Genomic DNA, 15456 nt, shown 5'->3' with positions numbered 1-15456 from the left:
GCCTTGCGCGGTGTTTCGTGAGGTCAAACGAGCACCGGAGGGGCATCAGATGGCCGAAGATCTCAAACGCAGGACACGCAGCGGTGGGCGCGCAGGCGGGGTGGCCCGGCGCGGCAGCGCGGTCATCGAACAGATGCCGTGGAACCCGCCCATCAACCGCGACCGCCCGACCGAGCCGCTGACCGATGCGGGGGTGCTGGCAATTCATGATGGCGCGATGCGCATTCTTGAAGAGATAGGAATAGAGTTCCTCAACCCGGAAGCAGTCGAAATTCTACGCGCCTCGGGAGGTTGCGAGATCAACGGCGAAAACGTCCGGATGGGCCGCGATTTCGTCATGGAGATGATTGGCAAGGCACCGGAAAGCTGGACCATCACACCGCGCAACCCGGACCGCGTGATCACCATCGGCGGCAATCACCTCAACTTCGGCAACGTATCCTCACCGCCGAGTTACTGGGATATGAAGATCGGACGCAAGGTCTCGGGCACCCGCGAGATGTGCCAGAACCTGTTGAAACTGACGCAGTATTTCAACTGCATCCATTTCGCGGGCGGCTATCCGGTGGAGCCGCAGGACATTCACGCCAGCGTCCGGCATCTCGACGTGCTCTACGACAAGCTGACGCTGACCGACAAGGCGATGCATGCCTATAGCCTGGGCGCAGAGCGGGTCGAGGACGTGATGGAGATGGTGCGGATCGCGGGCGGCCTCAGCCACGAGGAATTCGAGGCGACGCCCCGCATGTATACCAACATCAACTCGACCTCGCCCTTGAAACACGACTACCCGATGCTCGATGGTTGGATGCGTCTGGCACGGCGGGGGCAGGGGCTTGTGGTCACACCCTTCACTCTGGCTGGCGCCATGGCTCCCGTAACGATGTCGGGCGCGGTGGCGCAATCCATTGCCGAGGCGCTCTGTGCGGTGGTTCTGGCGCAGCTCATCCGCCCCGGCGCGCCCTGTGCCATTGGCACCTTTACCTCGAATGTTGACATGAAATCCGGCGCACCGGCCTTTGGCACGCCGGAATACATGCGCGCCACCCAGATGACCGGGCAATTGGCGCGGTTCTACAAGCTGCCGATGCGCGCGTCTGGCGTCTGTGCCGCCAATGTGCCCGACGGACAGGCGATGTGGGAGACCTCCAACAGCCTCTGGTCCGCGGTGCAGGCGGGGGCGCATATGGTCTATCACGCCGCCGGATGGCTTGAGGGCGGATTGATCGCCAGCCCTGAGAAATTCATCATGGATTGCGAAATCCTGCAGCAAATCCAACGCTATATGGACCCGATGCTCTGGGCCACCGGACCCGACGAAATCGCATTTGAGGCGATCCGGGAGGTCGGCGACAAAGGGCATTTCTTTGGCATCCAGCACACACAGGACCGCTATACCACGGCCTTCTATCAGCCCTTCCTCAGCGATTGGCGAAACTATGAGGCATGGGAGGCGGCAGGCGCCGTCTGGACGCCCGCGCGTGCGCATCAGGTGTTCCAAGACATCATCGCGGGCTTTGAGCCGCCCCCGATGGAGGATGCGGTGCGCGAGGAACTGGCGGATTTCGTGGCCCGGCGCAAGGCCGAGGGCGGGGCACCGACGGATTTCTGAGGGTGTTGAACGCGGCGTCGGTCTCTTGTCGGTATGACGTCGGTGTCGCTGCGGTGCGTGAGAGGCTTGTTGATTGAGGGCTATACTGGTCCACTTTGAGTCCCAAAGCAAAAGGGGTGACCTTCCATGATGGAAACCGAAGTGTTTCAGGCGGATGCAGTCCTAACAGGCTGCTGAAGAAGTCAGCCTTGAAGGACGTTATTCTTCCCCCACGGTTTGAAGGTGGCTCTTTGCGACTGCGGACGCCGGGTCGGGTTTGACCCCTTCGTCAGGGGGCAAGGAGTTTCGGTAGTCTGGCCAGATTGCAGGCTGCCATGGTCATTGTGAATTGGGCGCGGACCCTGTCGAGGCCGCGATGAACAGTCTGGGCCATGCCGCCCACGGTCTTGGCCCAGCCGAAGGGTTCCTCGATCTTCTTCCGGCGCCGCTGTGACAAGGCATAACCGGGATGCTGGGTGGTTCGCCCGTCGATTGCGGAACTCCGGGCCTTCTGCGCGACATGTGGCGTCACAACCATGCGCCTGAGTGCGGCAACAAAGTTGGCGCTGTCATATCCCTTGTCTGCTCCAAGCGTCAGGCGCCGGGTCGAGCCAGGGGAGTGTCGGTTGATCATCTCGAGGGCCGCCTTGCGCTCGCCGTAACCATCGGCATGGGTCAAATCGGCCTGCACGATCAGCCCGTTGCGGTTCTCCATCAGCGTATGTCCCATGAAGCACAATGTCGCCGCGGCACCCGGTGCTTTCTTGTAGAGACGGGCATCGGGGTCCGTCACAGAGATGTGGGTTGCGTTCGAGCGCTTCTGGCCCCGGAAGTTCACTGCGGCGTTGCGGATATGGCGGGGCGTGTCGGGCATCGGCTGCGTTTCTGTCTGCTGGGGCTGCGGTTCGGTGTTTGCGAAGGTCGCGTCGGCCGGTGGTGGCGGTCCGCCAGGATCATCGTCATGCGGTGGCGGCGCGCTGTTCCTGGGCTGAAAGCTCTTCATGGACGCCCACGCCTTGACCAAAGTGCCGTCTACCGAGAAGTGTTCATCCGAGAGGAGCGGACGGACCTCCGGGTGCGCCAGGATCGCCGCCATCAGCTTGCGCGACATGTCGGTCGTCAGCAGCCGATCGCGGTTCTTGGTAAACACCGTAGGAACCCAGACCGGATCGTCGATGCCAAGGCCGACGAACCACCGAAACAGCAGGTTATAGTTCATCTGTTCCATCAGCTGCCGTTCCGAGCGGATCGAGAACAGGAGCTGAAGAAGGCTCGCACGGATCAGTCGCTCCGGCGCGATGGAGGGGCGGCCAAAATCGGTGTAGAGCGCGGCGAACTCGGCATCCAGGCTGGCCAGCGCGTCATTGACGACCCGACGGATCAACCGCAGCGGATGACGATCCGGAACCCGCTGCTCAAGATCAACATAGCTGAACAGCGACCCGCTTGCCTCGTCCGTCCCACGCATCGCCACCTCCTGCTGCCGCTGCCATGCCGGAAGTGAATCATGTTCTCATAACCGCGTCGAGGGCCGACTTTTTCAGCAGCCTGCTAAAGGCTTCGGGTCTATAGCGGACCTTCGCATTCGGCCCCTTAGGGTCAAGCGCGTAGAGCGTTGGGCGTTTTACAAAGTAAGCGCGCCACGTCTTCTCAGGCGTCGTGCCGATCTTCAAGTTATGTGCCTTGAACATAAGCCCAGATAGCACATTGACTTCGAGCCCGGTTGCGTCCTTGCCGTTGGACCGGATCAGATTGCGGATTTTCTGATCGAATTCTGTCACGGGGTCTGCCATCAATGGCTTTGCGGCTTCTGACTTTGTTTGTGAGACCGGCCTGGAAATTGTCGGATTGAACGCAAGCACTTTAAACTCTGAACACGCCGCCCGAAACCGCTCTGATGTCTTGGCCTCTCCCGCCCCGATTACGGTGAGACCATAGCCCCGCAAGCGGGTGGCGAGATGGGTGAAATCCTGATCGGAACTGACCAAGAGAACTGCCGCACATTGATCCGAGAGCGCGCGCTCCATCGCGTCAACGCAAATCAGCATGTCGGTGGCGTTCTTGCCGCTGCCGGAATGGATGAACTGAAAGCCGGCGACCTTGTCCCAATCAGGCAGAAGGCCGAGATTGCCATAGGCGCGCAGCAGGTCAGGGGCACCGTGGCGGTGGGCCAGATCAAGGATGGTCTGAGCATGCGTCACAGGGATATTCTCGGCGTCGACAAAGACCGAGAGGCGCAACGGCACCGTAAGGCGGGTCGGGGGCAATGTGCTCATGCCTGCAGCTTAGAACGTGAATATGGATGGAATTGGGACGGCAGACGATCTTTTTTATGGCGCGCACGTCAGGTGCGTGACTGCGGGGCAGTAGCGGGTAGGAGTATTTGTCCAAGAAAAAGCTCAGCCCGCCGCCCTGCCATCCAGCCACCTTCTACACCCCCGGTCCACCCCGGCATGAAGGCAAAGCGTCAGGATCGCCAGCACGATCAGGGCGGCGAACATCAGATCAATCTTGGCGCGGCCATTGGCCAGAAGCATGAGGTAGCCCAAGCCCTTGGACGCCCCCACCCATTCGCCGATAATGGCCCCGATGGGGGCATAGACCGCTGCCAGACGCAGGCCGGAGGCGAAACCGGGCAGGGCCGCTGGCACGCGAATGTACCACATGAGGCGGCGGCGGCTGGCCCCCATGACCCGCGCAAGGTCGAGCCACTGCGGCGGTGTGCGCATCAGCGCGTCGAAAAACGCCGAAGTGACCGGGAAATAGATGATCAAGAGCGCCATCGCGACCTTGGACCAGAGCCCATAGCCCAGCCAGAGCGTGAGGATCGGCGCGAGGGCAAAGACCGGGATCGCTTGGGAAAATACCATCATCGGGCGGATCAGGCGCCGCGCCATAGGCGAGGAGGCAAGGCCAATCGCCGAGAGACCGCCGAGTATGGCACCCAAGGCCAAGCCAAGCAGCACCTCTGCGGCGGTGATGGTCGCATGATGGGCAATCAGCGCCCGGCTGGCCCAGAGGGTTTCGGCCACGCGCAGCGGCCCCGGCAGAATAAAGGGCGGCAATGCCGCCAGCGTCACCAGCGCCTGCCAGAGCACCAGCGCGAGGGCTGTCGAGGTGGCGATGGTGATGAGGCGGCTCATGCGGTCGGGTATCCGGCGAGGGCCGCGTCAAAAAAGGCGCGCTCCAGTTGCGTGGCGGTGACAAAGGCGGATTGCGCGGCGGCTTGATCCTCGGGCGAGAGCGTGGGCCAGACCTGATCAAGCTGATCCCGCAGATAGGTGACGACGCCCTCGAACCCCGGCCCGCTGTGCAGGGTGATCCATTCCCCGAACCAGAACGGCAGGTGTTCGGCACGCTCTGCATGCGGGCTGGCCCAGTCCAGATAGGTCCATTCGGCGACGCTCAGCACCGCGATCATCTGCGCATAGCGCCCTGATCTTGCCGCCGCGCGCATCAGCGCCTGAAATTCGGCTGTCACCGGGTGGGGCGCGGCGGGCGGTTCTGTTGTGCCGCCCAAAGCGTCAATCGCTCGCAGGAAATAGGTATTCTCCGGTCCTGAAATCAGCCCCAGAAACTGCGCCGCCGGGATGGCATCGGGCAGGCTGGGCGCATGGGCGATGGCAGAGGCCAAGAGCCGCACGAAATCCTCGATAAAGAGGTAATCCTGTTGCAAATAGGCGAGCATCAGCGCCTCGGGCAGCGTGCCCGCCGCAAGCTGGTCGGTAAATGCGTGCCGGGTGGCGGCCTGCCAATCGGTCGCCACAAGGGATTTGAGTTGGTCGGTGGGGCGCAAGGCGGGGTCCTCTCAGGCGGGCGCACGCAGGCGGGCCAAGAGGCGGCCCTGTGCGGCGAGGGTTTCGGGGTCATCCACCGCGCGCGGCACCGGAGCAGAGGGCGGCGTCACATCCTCCAGCCCGGTCTCGGTCAGGATATGGATGGCGTGTCCCATGCGCGCGGCCTCGGCCGGGTCATGCGTGACCATCAGCACGGTGCGCTCCGTCAGATGCGTGGCCGTGAGATCCTGCATCTGCGCGCGGGTGCGCGCATCCAGCGCCGAAAACGGTTCGTCGAGGAGGACGATGGGCCGATCCTCCATCAGCGTGCGGGCCAGCGCCACGCGCTGTTTCTGCCCGCCCGAGAGCGCATGGGGCCGCTTGTCGGCATGATCCGCCAGACCCACGCGCGCCAGCATCTCGCGCGCACGCAGACTGTCGCGCGGTCTGCCGCGCAGCCGCGCCCCAAGCGTCACATTGCCCAGCACATCAAGCCAGGGCATCAGCATTTCACCCTGCGCCATCAGCGCCATGCGCCCCGGAAGCGGCAGACCGTCCGAGGCGGTGATTGTCCCGGCAAACTCCGTCACCTCGTCCAGCCCGGCAATCAAGCGCAAGAGCGTCGTCTTGCCCACGCCGGACGGTCCGAGCAGACAGGTTATGCGCCCGGCCTTCAGGGTTAGCCGCAGCGGTCCAAAGACCGGCACCGCCCCAATCCGGGCGCTGCCATCGAGGGTCAGACTGGGCGGTGCGGTCATGCGCGGCCTCTTCAAACTTGGGCCGCAGGCTAAGGGGAAGAAGGGCGCAAGGCTGCGCGGTCTCCGTTCCCTCCGCCGGTGCAAGCCGGATCAGGTTCGATGGGTTGGCTCTTCGCCTCTCAGCCCCAAGTGGGCACCCCAACGGATATGTCAGGTTTAGCAATGCGTCTTGCGGTTGGCAAGTCTGGGGTGGCGTAGGGAATATACCCTGCATTTTAGATGTTCAGCGCTTGTTAGGACTTGGCTGTCAGGCTGGCGCCATCTGAGGGGAGAGTGTCATGCACGGGCTGGTCAACCGCGCCATCGAGAGATTTGTCAGGGATACCTATGGGCGCGATGTGTGGATTGACACGGTCCGGCGATTGGATCTGGGCCTGACCGAATTTGAATCGATGATGATCTATGAGCCGCAGGTGACCGCACGGGTGCTTGCGGCGGTAGGTACGCGGCTTGCGCGCGGGAGCGATGATCTGCTCGAGGATATCGGCACCTATCTGGTCTCCAATCCGGCGACCGAGGCGTTGCGCCGCTTGCTGCGGTTCAGCGGTGTGGATTTTGTCGATTTCCTGCATTCGCTCGATGACCTGCCCGAGCGCGCGCGCCTTGCGGTTTCCGACCTCGACTTGCCCGCCTTGGAACTGCTTGATCAGGGCGGTGGGCTCTACCGCCTGCATGTCGGTTGTCCAGAAGGGGATGGGCTGCGTTTCGGGCCAGTTATGGTCGGGCTCTTGCGGGCGATGGCGGATGATTACGGCGCGCTCGCGGTGGTCGAGCATCAGGGCGAGGGCGGGGCCTGCGAGATCCTCGAAATTCGGCTTCTGGACGAGGGGTTTGCCGATGGGCGCGCCTTTGTTCTGGGGGCGGGAGGGGCTGCGCCATGACGAATTGCGATCAGGTGCTGTGCCAGATTCTGACGGGCTTTTGCCCGATGCATGCAGTGCTGGACGAAACCGGGCATGTGGTGGGGTCGGGGCCAACCCTTGCCAAGCTCTTTGGAGATAGTCCGATGCACGGCGTGCGGTTTCTGGACCTGATCGACCTCTGCCGCCCGCAAAAAGCGCGCGATATGGTGGAGCTGCGCGCCTGTCACGGCGTGCGTCTGCGGCTCCGTCTGCGGGCCGCGCCACGGACCACGCTCAAGGGTTTGCTGCTGGCCCTGCCCGGCGGCGGCGCGGTGGTGAACCTCTCCTTCGGGATTTCGGTTGGGGAGGCCGTGCGCGATTTTGGCCTCACCGGCGCGGATTTCACCGCGACCGATCTCACGACCGAGATGCTCTATCTGATAGAGGCAAAATCCGCCGCAATGGAGGCCTCGCGCAAGCTGAATCTACGGCTGCAGGGCGCGCGCATCGCTGCCGAAGAACAGGCCTTCACCGACACGTTGACCGGTCTCAGGAACCGGCGCGCGCTCGATCATGTGCTTGATCGACTGATGCAGAGCGAGCAGGATTTCGCACTTCTGCATCTGGATCTCGATTTCTTCAAGCAGGTCAATGACACACTGGGCCATGCCGCGGGCGATCACGTGTTGCAAGTGGTCGCAGAGAGGCTCTTGGCCGAAGTGCGCGCCGACGACCTGATCGCGCGGGTGGGCGGGGATGAATTCGTCATTCTCCTCTTGGGTATGACAGACCACGCGCCGACCAGAGACCTAGCCACGCGCATGATTGCCCGGCTGCAAGAGCCCGTGGTCTTTCACGCTCAGGAGTGCCGGATATCAGCCAGTATCGGCGTCACGTTGAGCTGTGGTTATGATAGACCAGAGCCTGTTCGGATGATGGCCGACGCCGATCTGGCGCTCTATGCCGTCAAGGCGTCAGGCCGCGGACGCGCGATCGTCCACGCCGCGCAACCGTGCCGCACGCCCCCTCTGCCGGGCCTCGCCTGAGCCGGATCAGCCGGGCCAGTTTGCGCTGTCGTTCAACGTCGCCAGAATACGCGCAGGGTCCTCTTCATGGGCCAGATGCCCCAACCCGTCCAACGCAACCACCTGCGCGCAGGACAGGCGTGCCGCCGCGCGCATCGAGGTATCGGGCGGCACCGCCAGATCCCGCACACCGGTGATCAAGAGGCACCGGTTGGGAACAGCACTCAACCGGTCCAGCAAGGGGGCCACATTCCATTGCGCCATCATTTGCAACGTGCCATCGACATGCGCCCGGTCCGCGATCAGACGCCCATAGAGCGTCAGACCCTCGGGCGGGATGCGCGATCCCGTGCTCTCGATCAGACGACGTGCGCGCGTCACCTTGTCCGCACCCAACGTAAAGAGCGCCGCTGTCAAAGGGTTAAGCGCGAGCAGCTTGGCCAACACTGGAAACAGCCAGCCCGCGACGCCCTCAAAGGGGCCCAAGGCGGCATTGAGACAGGCAATGTCCGGCGGCGTGCCCTCGGGGGTCCTCAGACGCGTGGCCAGCTCGAGCGCAATCGCGCCCCCTGCCGAATGCCCAACAATCAGATCGGGCTGCCACCCCTGCGCCTCGCAAAGGGCTGCGATATCCTCTGCCATACCGGGCAGGCCCAGACGACGCTTGGCACCGGCGCGGCTGAATCCCTGACCCGGCAGATCAATGGCGATCACCCTGTGGCTCTGCGCCAAAAGCGGCATAAGATCACGCCAGCTATGGGTCGAGGCCCCGGCCCCATGCAGCAAGAGCGCCAGCGGACCGCTGCCCATTTCCTGCACATGCCAGTGATGTGGCGCATTGTATAGCCGCCGGGAATGCGCGTTATGGGGCCATGTCGCCAGATCGCGCTGCCAGTCCATGACTCAATCTCCCAAGGCCAAGGTCACAGCCGCAGAGATTGCGCGTGCATCGGCGCGGGGCAGAGGCAGGTGCCGCGCGCCCATCTCGGCCGCAAGATGTGCCGGTTCCGGGCCAGGACGGGCTGAGATGTCGATGACGATGGCGGGCAGGCTCTGGTCGCGCCACAGGCGGGCCATGCGCGTGGCATCCAACCCCGCCTGCACCCGGTCGCCGTGGCCATCAAGCGTGATATTGGCCCGCGCATCGGTCAGCAGCGCCAGCGCCGGGCTCAGACCATGGGTCTCGGCCTGACGGGCAAGGATCAGCGCCGCCTCAAGCGCGGCAGCAAGAGGCGTGCCGCCGCCACCGGGCAGACCTGCAAGCCGCCGCTTGGCCTGCACCAGCGCGCGCGTCGGCGGCAGGATCAGCTCTGCGCCCTGACCCCGAAACGCGATCAACGCCACACGGTCGCGCCGTGCATAGGCCTGAGCGAGCAGCAGTTCGACCGCACCCTTGGCCTCGGCCAGACGAGCCAGCGCTGACGAGCCAGAGGCATCCACGGCAAAGATCACCAGCCGGTCGGCGCGATCCTCGAACCGTTTTATATGGATGTCCGAGGCGTGAATGATGAGACCCGGCGCATCGGGCCGGGTGCGCCGCCGCAGGGCTTGCCAGGGGGCTGCGCTGCGCAGCGTGGCAATCAGATCAATCCGCCCTCGCCCATCCGGGGCACCGGCGCGGGCCGGAAGAGGGCGACCGCGCTGATGCGCCTTGCGCCGCGCCCCCGCGCCCGAGCCAGCCGCGCGGCGTTGACCCGAGCGGCTGGCCAGACTGTCCAGCAGCGCGGGGGGCAACAGGGCCGCCACCGCCTCGAGCAGCACCTCATCGGGAATGTCGGGCGTTTCCGCGCTGGATTGGTCCTCGGGTTCGGGTGTCTCGTCGGGTCTCTCGTCTTCGGGCTCTTGTGGCAGCTGCGTGGCCCGCGACGGATACACCAGCTCTGCGGCTTCGCGCAGATCGTCCTGCGTGACCGTGCCGCGATCAGCCAGTGCGGCCAGAGCGCGGGCGGCCCACAGCGCGAGGAGCGGCGCGCGCAGGCTGTCAATGCCGAAACTGGCAGCCAGCGCCGTGAGCGTGGCAATATCTTCGGGGCTGTGCGTCACGCCCGCAAGCCTGTCGCGCGCCTCCATCAGATCTGCGGGGGCCGGCATCAGGGCGGGGGCCGCATCGTGGCGAATATCGTCCAGTGTGACATGCAGTCCAAGCCGCTCTGTCAGGGTCGCCGGTGCCGCCTCCTCGCCGTCGATCCCCTCGTCCAACAGCACCAGCGCATGCGCGCCGCTCTGGTCCAGCAGTTGCGCCAGCCGTGCGGCAAGCGACGGCGGTGTGCGCTCGGCCATGGTCAGGATAAGCCGGGACGGGCTCTGCGCCAGTCCCGCACTCTGAATGAGACATCCGGCGGCCAGTGTCGCGGCAATATCCGCCCCGCCAAACAGCTGTGTATCCGTCAGGTCGGGATGGATGCGGCGGGCGGGGCCGGGCAGGCGGGCGAGGGCCATTTCAAACGCCTGCCGCACCGGCCCTGCGCGGGCTCGCAGCGTCAGACCACGGAGCCTTTCGGGATCAATCGCCAGCAAGGTGAGCGCCCGCAGCGCGCGCGCCCATGCCGGACTCGGCGTCATCCCCAGACCTCGGACATGGCGCGCGCGATGCGCGTGGCGCTGCCCGCCTCGTCCAAAGGATCGCGGCGCAGCCTGTGGCTGAGTGCCAGGGGCGCCACTTGGGCAAGATGATCGCGGGTCACGGCGGCATCCCCCTCATAGGCCGCCAATGCACGGGCGGCACGCAGCAAGGTTAATTCGCCGCGCAGCCCGTCTGCGCCGATGGCGATGCAGAGCGTCGCGCAATCGCGCAAGGCCTCGTCGGGAGTACCCACGCGGCGCAGGGCGTCGCGCGCGGCAAGGATGGCGGCGCGAATGTGACCATCTTCGGCCTGCCATTTCTCCATGAACGCTGCCGTGTCGCGCTCATAGGCGTCCCGGCGGCGGATCACTTCGATGCGCTCTTCGATGTCCTTGGGCGAGCGCACCTCGACCGAGAGACCGAAGCGGTCCAAGAGTTGCGGGCGCAATTCGCCCTCTTCGGGGTTGCCAGAGCCCACCAGCACAAAGCGCGCCGCATGGCGGATCGAGAGACCCTCGCGCTCGACCACGTTCTCGCCGGATTGGGCCACATCGAGCAAAAGATCGACGATGTGATCCTCGAGCAGATTGACCTCGTCGATATAGAGATAGCCGCGGTTGGCCCGTGCCAAGAGCCCCGGTTGAAACGCCTTTTCGCCCAAGGTCAGCGCCCGTTCGATATCAAGCGCGCCGGTCACGCGGTCCTCGGTCACACCCAAGGGCAGATCGACCACCGGGGTTGGCCGCTCGACCATGTCGCCCAGAGGCGCGGTGGACCAGTCGGGCGTGTCTTCGGGACGCTCTGCATTGATCGGACTGCCGTCGATCATGCGAATGGGCGGCAAGAGCGCGGCCAGCGCCCGGACGGCTGTGGATTTGCCAGTGCCCCGGTCGCCGAATACCAACACGCCACCAAGCCCCGGCTCGATTGCCGTGAGGATCATGGCACGTTTCATGTCGTCCTGACCGACAATGGCGGAAAACGGAAAAGCTGCGGTCATATCTGTCCTTTGATGTGAGTGAGCGGGCTCGCGCCCCCCCATGTGCCACGTTCGCCGATGACACGAAAGCGGGCGTAGAGTTCTTCGCGAAACCAATCGCCGTCGCGCACGGCGGCGATGGCGCGGGCATGCGGACCATCATGGCGGGCAAACGCTGTCATGCTCTGTGCATCGGGCCAGATCGAGAATGTGACCTGATGCAAGAACGGCACCTCGCCCACCCCGATCTTGAACGCAACATTAGGGTCCGCTCCGATCACCGCGCTGATATCTGGCACGCGGCGCCAGAATTGCAGCGCCTTACGCGGGCGCACCGTGGCGCGTGTGAGCGCCGCAAGCGGGCCGGTGCTGGCGGGGCTGGTGATCTGAAACGGGGCTTCGCCCGACCAATGCCCCCGCGCCGAGGTGGGCGATAGGAACAGCGTCCAACTTTCCGTGGCGCGCGTCAGGTAGCGGCCAAAAATCGGCGCGGTCTCTGTCTGTTTGCGGGCCGTGGCCGCGTCCGGCCAGACGGCAAGAATGGCATAGACGCCAGTGTTCGGAATGGGGGTGAATCCTTCACCTGTGCCGGACCCCAACAGCTTCCAGAACCCGATTTCCGGCACCTTTGGCAGGGCCAGACGTGCCGCGCCCATCATGGTCAGCGCCCAGAGCCGGTCGATACCGCGCGAAAAGCGGAAAAAACTGAGGCTGACGGTTTGAATGGCACCGCTCCTTTCCAGGCTGTCAGATAAGTCTGACATGGTTTGACGCGCAAGAAAAGAGGCGCGAGAAATGATTGTCAATTAAACTAGACACATGTAGGGTCATCTTATGTTGACAAGAGTCGATCCGCGCCTGATGGAACAGGCCACACGCGCCGATGCCCCGCATGCTGTGGTCATTGGGGCAGGGCTCGGGGGTTTGGCCTCCGCGATGCGACTGGGGGCCAAGGGATACCGCGTGACAGTCCTGGACCGCCTTGACAGCCCCGGCGGTCGCGGCTCCAGCATCACCAAGGACGGTCACCGCTTTGATCTGGGGCCGACAATTGTCACCGTGCCGCAGCTCTTTCGCGAGTTGTGGGCGGCCTGCGGGCGCGATTTCGACACCGATGTCGATCTGCGCGCGCTCGATCCATTCTACGAAATCCGCTGGCCGGATGGCAGCACCTTTACGGCACGTCAGGACCGGGAGGCGATGCGCGCTGAGGTCTCTCGCCTGTCACCCGGTGACTTGGCGGGCTATGATCGCTTCGTCAAGGACAGCGAGGCGCGCTATTGGTTCGGCTTCGAGGATCTGGGGCGCAGGTCCATGCACCGTCTGGTCGATCTGATCAAGGTCTTGCCGAAATTCGCGTGGCTGCGGGCCGACCGCTCGGTCTATGCCCATGCGGCAGGGCGGATGAAGGATGAACGCCTGCGCATGGCGCTGTCCTTCCATCCGCTTTTCATCGGCGGTGATCCGTTCAACGTGACATCCATGTACGCGCTCGTCAGCCATCTGGAGGCGGCCTTTGGGGTGCATTACGCCATCGGCGGTGTCGATGCCATCGCCCGCGCCATGGTCCGGGTGATCGAGGGGCAGGGCGGTCTGATCCGGCAGGGGGCCGATGTCGATGAGATCGTCATCACCAAGGGCCATGCAACGGGCGTCAAGCTGTTGGGTGGTGAGGCGATCAACGCCGATATCGTCGTCTCCAATGCCGATGCCGGACACACCTATGACCACCTGTTGCGCAATCACGCAAAACGGCGCTGGACACCGGCACGTCTGAAACGCTCGCGCTGGTCGATGAGCCTCTTTGTTTGGTATTTCGGCACCCAAGGCACGCGCGAGATGTGGCCGGATGCGGGCCATCACACCATTCTGAACGGCCCCCGGTACAAAGGGCTGGTGCGCGACATCTTTCGGCGTGGCATTCTGTCCGAGGACATGAGCCTCTATGTGCATCGCCCCTCAGTCACCGATCCGGGTGTGGCCCCTGCGGGGGGGGACACGTTTTACGCGCTCAGCCCGGTGCCTCATCTGGGCCATGCCGATCCGGTAGATTGGGCCGCCGAGGCCGAACCCTATCGCAAAAAGGTGCAAAAGGTGCTCGAAGATCAATTACTTCCGGGGTTGGGCGCGCATCTGACCGCGTCCGAGGTCTTCACGCCCGAAACCTTTCGCGACCGCTATCTCAGCCCCTATGGCACCGGATTTTCCATCGAGCCGCGCATCCTGCAAAGCGCGTGGTTCCGCCCCCATAACGTCAGTGAAGAGGCGCGTGGCCTCTACCTTGTCGGGGCAGGCACCCATCCGGGCGCGGGATTGCCGGGGGTGATTTCCAGCGCCGAAGTGCTGGCGCAATTGGTGCCCGATGCGGTGCCCGTGGGGGTAGAGCGATGATTGACCCGCATGATCTGGCGCATTGCACCGAGGCGATCCGCCACGGGTCACGCTCTTTTCACGCCGCCTCCAAACTCTTGCCGCGCCGGGTCCGCGATCCGGCCTTGGCGCTCTACGCCTTTTGCCGTCTGGCGGATGATGCGGTAGACGAGAACCGGGAAAAGGCGGCGGCGGTCCTGTCGCTGCACGAACGTCTGGATCTCGCCTATGCGGGGCGACCCCGCAATGCCCCCGCCGACCGCGCCTTTGCCGCCATCATCGAAGGGTTCGACATGCCGCGCGCCCTGCCTGATGCGCTGCTCGAAGGCTTGGCTTGGGATGCCGAAGGGCGGCGCTATGCAACCCTGTCCGAGTTGCGGGCCTATGCGGCGCGCGTGGCCTCTGCCGTAGGCGCAATGATGTGCGTGCTGATGCGGGTGCGCGACCGTGATGCGCTGGCACGGGCCTGCGATCTGGGCGTTGCCATGCAACTCACCAATATTGCCCGCGATGTCGGAGAAGACGCGCGCGAGGGGCGGCTTTATCTGCCGCTCGACTGGCTCTCCGAGGCGGGCATGACGCCCGAGGCGTTCCTGCACAGCACAACGGCAACCTCCGAGAACCGTCGCATGGTGCGCAAACTCCTGCACGAGGCCGAAGCGCTCTATCACCGCTCTGAATCCGGCATTGCTGCACTTCCGATCGCGGCACGGCCGGGCATCTTTGCCGCGCGCTTCATCTACGCCGGAATTGGCGGGCGGGTGCGGGCCGGTGGCTATGACAGCATCACCCGGCGCGCCCGCACCAATGGTCGACAGAAACTGGGCTGGCTCATGCTGGCCATGCTTCGGGCGGGCGGCACGGTGATCCTGCCCCGCTCCCCCATGATCTACGCCAAATCCCTGCCTGAAACCGAGTTTCTGGTGCGCGCCGCCGCTCAGGATGCCCCGCGCGCCGCCGACTGGAGCGATACGCTCTACGAGGCGCTGGCCCGCCTCAAGGCTCAGGACATCGAGCGCGAGACAGGGTTGAGCCGCGATGTCGGACAGGTTAGAGAGACTGCATGATATGGATCACCTTCGGAATTTTTCTGGCAGCCTGCTTCGCGGCAGGGTCGACCGGCGGGCTGTTTCCGCCGGGTGACTGGTATGCGCGCCTGAAAAAGCCGTGGTGGACTCCGCCCAACTGGCTCTTTCCCGTGGCGTGGACGACCCTTTATGTCTGCATTGCGGCGGCGGGCGCACGCGTGGCGGTCAGCCCCGGCAACGGGATTGCGATGGCGCTCTGGTCCTTACAGATCGCCCTCAACGGCCTGTGGACGCCGGTCTTCTTTGGCCTGCGGCGGATGCGGTTGGGGCTGATCGTGCTCTGCGCCCTTTGGGTCTCGGTGGCGACAACGTTGGTGGCGCTCTGGTCCGTGGATTGGATCGCAGGGCTGCTCTTTGTACCCTATCTCACATGGGTCAGCGTGGCGGGGCTGCTCAACCTGTCAGTGCTGCGGCTCAACCCGGATGCGGTGCGCTAGCCCACGGCGATTGGTCTTGAGCGGAGC

General features: G+C 64.4%; 15 protein-coding genes and 1 riboswitch. Of the genes, 6 read left to right on the top strand and 9 right to left on the bottom strand.

The window, feature by feature from the left end; genetic code table 11:
• Positions 1–49 precede the first annotated feature (49 nt).
• Positions 50–1612: a trimethylamine methyltransferase family protein gene (locus tag ACSSVY_RS12010; RefSeq protein WP_454269784.1), complete on the top strand. Its 1563-nt coding sequence runs from the start codon at positions 50–52 to the stop codon at positions 1610–1612.
• Positions 1613–1880: 268 nt separating this feature from the next.
• Here ACSSVY_RS12010 and ACSSVY_RS12005 read toward each other — a convergent pair whose 3' ends face one another.
• The 5 genes from ACSSVY_RS12005 to ACSSVY_RS11985 all read right to left on the bottom strand — a co-directional run bounded on the left by ACSSVY_RS12005 (position 1881) and on the right by ACSSVY_RS11985 (position 6125).
• Positions 1881–3059 (bottom strand): IS5-like element ISRssp10 family transposase, encoded by a 1179-nt coding sequence (locus tag ACSSVY_RS12005; protein WP_008281741.1) that lies wholly within the window; start codon positions 3057–3059, stop codon positions 1881–1883.
• 37 nt (positions 3060–3096) lie between these two features.
• A complete protein-coding gene (locus ACSSVY_RS12000; RefSeq protein ID WP_454269783.1) occupies positions 3097–3867 on the bottom strand; it encodes an NYN domain-containing protein in 771 nt (256 codons plus the stop codon).
• A 123-nt stretch (positions 3868–3990) separates the two neighbouring features.
• The gene (locus ACSSVY_RS11995; RefSeq protein ID WP_454269782.1) at positions 3991–4734 is read right to left on the bottom strand and encodes an ABC transporter permease; all 744 of its coding nucleotides are present in this window, start codon (positions 4732–4734) and stop codon (positions 3991–3993) included.
• Positions 4731–5387 carry a TenA family protein gene (locus ACSSVY_RS11990; protein ID WP_454269781.1) on the bottom strand — a complete coding sequence of 219 codons (657 nt, stop codon included), beginning with the start codon at positions 5385–5387 and terminating at the stop codon, positions 4731–4733. The genes ACSSVY_RS11995 and ACSSVY_RS11990 overlap by 4 nt, the downstream gene beginning before the upstream one ends.
• Positions 5388–5399: 12 nt before the next feature.
• Entirely contained in the window at positions 5400–6125 is a 726-nt protein-coding gene (locus tag ACSSVY_RS11985) for an ABC transporter ATP-binding protein (RefSeq protein ID WP_454269780.1), read from the bottom strand.
• Positions 6126–6175: 50 nt separating this feature from the next.
• Positions 6176–6276: riboswitch (TPP riboswitch) on the bottom strand.
• A 127-nt stretch (positions 6277–6403) separates the two neighbouring features.
• Here ACSSVY_RS11985 and ACSSVY_RS11980 point away from each other — a divergent pair.
• Both ACSSVY_RS11980 and ACSSVY_RS11975 read left to right on the top strand, forming a co-directional pair.
• Entirely contained in the window at positions 6404–7006 is a 603-nt protein-coding gene (locus tag ACSSVY_RS11980) for a heme NO-binding domain-containing protein (RefSeq protein WP_454269779.1), read from the top strand.
• Entirely contained in the window at positions 7003–8013 is a 1011-nt protein-coding gene (locus ACSSVY_RS11975) for a diguanylate cyclase (RefSeq protein ID WP_454269778.1), read from the top strand. The genes ACSSVY_RS11980 and ACSSVY_RS11975 overlap by 4 nt, the downstream gene beginning before the upstream one ends.
• A 6-nt stretch (positions 8014–8019) precedes the next feature.
• Here ACSSVY_RS11975 and bchO read toward each other — a convergent pair whose 3' ends face one another.
• Genes bchO through crtA form a run of 4 tightly spaced genes read right to left on the bottom strand, consistent with a single transcriptional unit; the run spans position 8020 to position 12298 of the window.
• Entirely contained in the window at positions 8020–8892 is an 873-nt protein-coding gene (bchO, locus tag ACSSVY_RS11970) for an alpha/beta fold hydrolase BchO (RefSeq protein WP_454269777.1), read from the bottom strand.
• A 3-nt stretch (positions 8893–8895) separates the two neighbouring features.
• A complete protein-coding gene (locus ACSSVY_RS11965; RefSeq protein WP_454269776.1) occupies positions 8896–10554 on the bottom strand; it encodes a magnesium chelatase subunit D in 1659 nt (552 codons plus the stop codon).
• Positions 10551–11555, bottom strand: coding sequence for a magnesium chelatase ATPase subunit I (bchI, locus tag ACSSVY_RS11960; RefSeq protein ID WP_454269775.1), 1005 nt, complete (start codon positions 11553–11555; stop codon positions 10551–10553). Before bchI ends, ACSSVY_RS11965 begins: the two co-directional genes overlap by 4 nt.
• Positions 11552–12298: a spheroidene monooxygenase gene (gene crtA, locus ACSSVY_RS11955; RefSeq protein WP_454269774.1), complete on the bottom strand. Its 747-nt coding sequence runs from the start codon at positions 12296–12298 to the stop codon at positions 11552–11554. The genes bchI and crtA overlap by 4 nt, the downstream gene beginning before the upstream one ends.
• 70 nt (positions 12299–12368) lie before the next feature.
• Here crtA and ACSSVY_RS11950 point away from each other — a divergent pair, with 70 nt between their 5' ends.
• Genes ACSSVY_RS11950 through tspO form a run of 3 tightly spaced genes read left to right on the top strand, consistent with a single transcriptional unit; the run spans position 12369 to position 15429 of the window.
• Positions 12369–13925 (top strand): phytoene desaturase, encoded by a 1557-nt coding sequence (locus ACSSVY_RS11950; RefSeq protein WP_454269773.1) that lies wholly within the window; start codon positions 12369–12371, stop codon positions 13923–13925.
• On the top strand, positions 13922–14971 hold the full coding sequence (gene crtB, locus ACSSVY_RS11945) for a 15-cis-phytoene synthase (RefSeq protein ID WP_454269772.1): 1050 nt from the start codon (positions 13922–13924) through the stop codon (positions 14969–14971). The genes ACSSVY_RS11950 and crtB overlap by 4 nt, the downstream gene beginning before the upstream one ends.
• Positions 14968–15429 (top strand): tryptophan-rich sensory protein TspO, encoded by a 462-nt coding sequence (gene tspO, locus ACSSVY_RS11940; protein ID WP_454269771.1) that lies wholly within the window; start codon positions 14968–14970, stop codon positions 15427–15429. The genes crtB and tspO overlap by 4 nt, the downstream gene beginning before the upstream one ends.
• Positions 15430–15456: the final 27 nt, after the last annotated feature.

Source organism: Roseovarius sp. MBR-51 (assembly GCF_053628575.1).
This window is presented reverse-complemented; position numbering and strand designations above follow the sequence as displayed.

What these genes read in the sequence shown, in the direction of transcription:
- ACSSVY_RS12010 (WP_454269784.1), top strand. Translation starts at nt 50, where the DNA reads ATGGCCGAAGATCTCAAACGCAGGACACGCAGCGGTGGGCGCGCAGGC.
- ACSSVY_RS12005 (WP_008281741.1), bottom strand. Translation starts at nt 3,059, where the DNA reads ATGCGTGGGACGGACGAGGCAAGCGGGTCGCTGTTCAGCTATGTTGAT.
- ACSSVY_RS12000 (WP_454269783.1), bottom strand. Translation starts at nt 3,867, where the DNA reads ATGAGCACATTGCCCCCGACCCGCCTTACGGTGCCGTTGCGCCTCTCG.
- ACSSVY_RS11995 (WP_454269782.1), bottom strand. Translation starts at nt 4,734, where the DNA reads ATGAGCCGCCTCATCACCATCGCCACCTCGACAGCCCTCGCGCTGGTG.
- ACSSVY_RS11985 (WP_454269780.1), bottom strand. Translation starts at nt 6,125, where the DNA reads ATGACCGCACCGCCCAGTCTGACCCTCGATGGCAGCGCCCGGATTGGG.
- ACSSVY_RS11980 (WP_454269779.1), top strand. Translation starts at nt 6,404, where the DNA reads ATGCACGGGCTGGTCAACCGCGCCATCGAGAGATTTGTCAGGGATACC.
- ACSSVY_RS11975 (WP_454269778.1), top strand. Translation starts at nt 7,003, where the DNA reads ATGACGAATTGCGATCAGGTGCTGTGCCAGATTCTGACGGGCTTTTGC.
- bchO (WP_454269777.1), bottom strand. Translation starts at nt 8,892, where the DNA reads ATGGACTGGCAGCGCGATCTGGCGACATGGCCCCATAACGCGCATTCC.
- ACSSVY_RS11965 (WP_454269776.1), bottom strand. Translation starts at nt 10,554, where the DNA reads ATGACGCCGAGTCCGGCATGGGCGCGCGCGCTGCGGGCGCTCACCTTG.
- bchI (WP_454269775.1), bottom strand. Translation starts at nt 11,555, where the DNA reads ATGACCGCAGCTTTTCCGTTTTCCGCCATTGTCGGTCAGGACGACATG.
- crtA (WP_454269774.1), bottom strand. Translation starts at nt 12,298, where the DNA reads ATGTCAGACTTATCTGACAGCCTGGAAAGGAGCGGTGCCATTCAAACC.
- ACSSVY_RS11950 (WP_454269773.1), top strand. Translation starts at nt 12,369, where the DNA reads ATGTTGACAAGAGTCGATCCGCGCCTGATGGAACAGGCCACACGCGCC.
- crtB (WP_454269772.1), top strand. Translation starts at nt 13,922, where the DNA reads ATGATTGACCCGCATGATCTGGCGCATTGCACCGAGGCGATCCGCCAC.
- tspO (WP_454269771.1), top strand. Translation starts at nt 14,968, where the DNA reads ATGATATGGATCACCTTCGGAATTTTTCTGGCAGCCTGCTTCGCGGCA.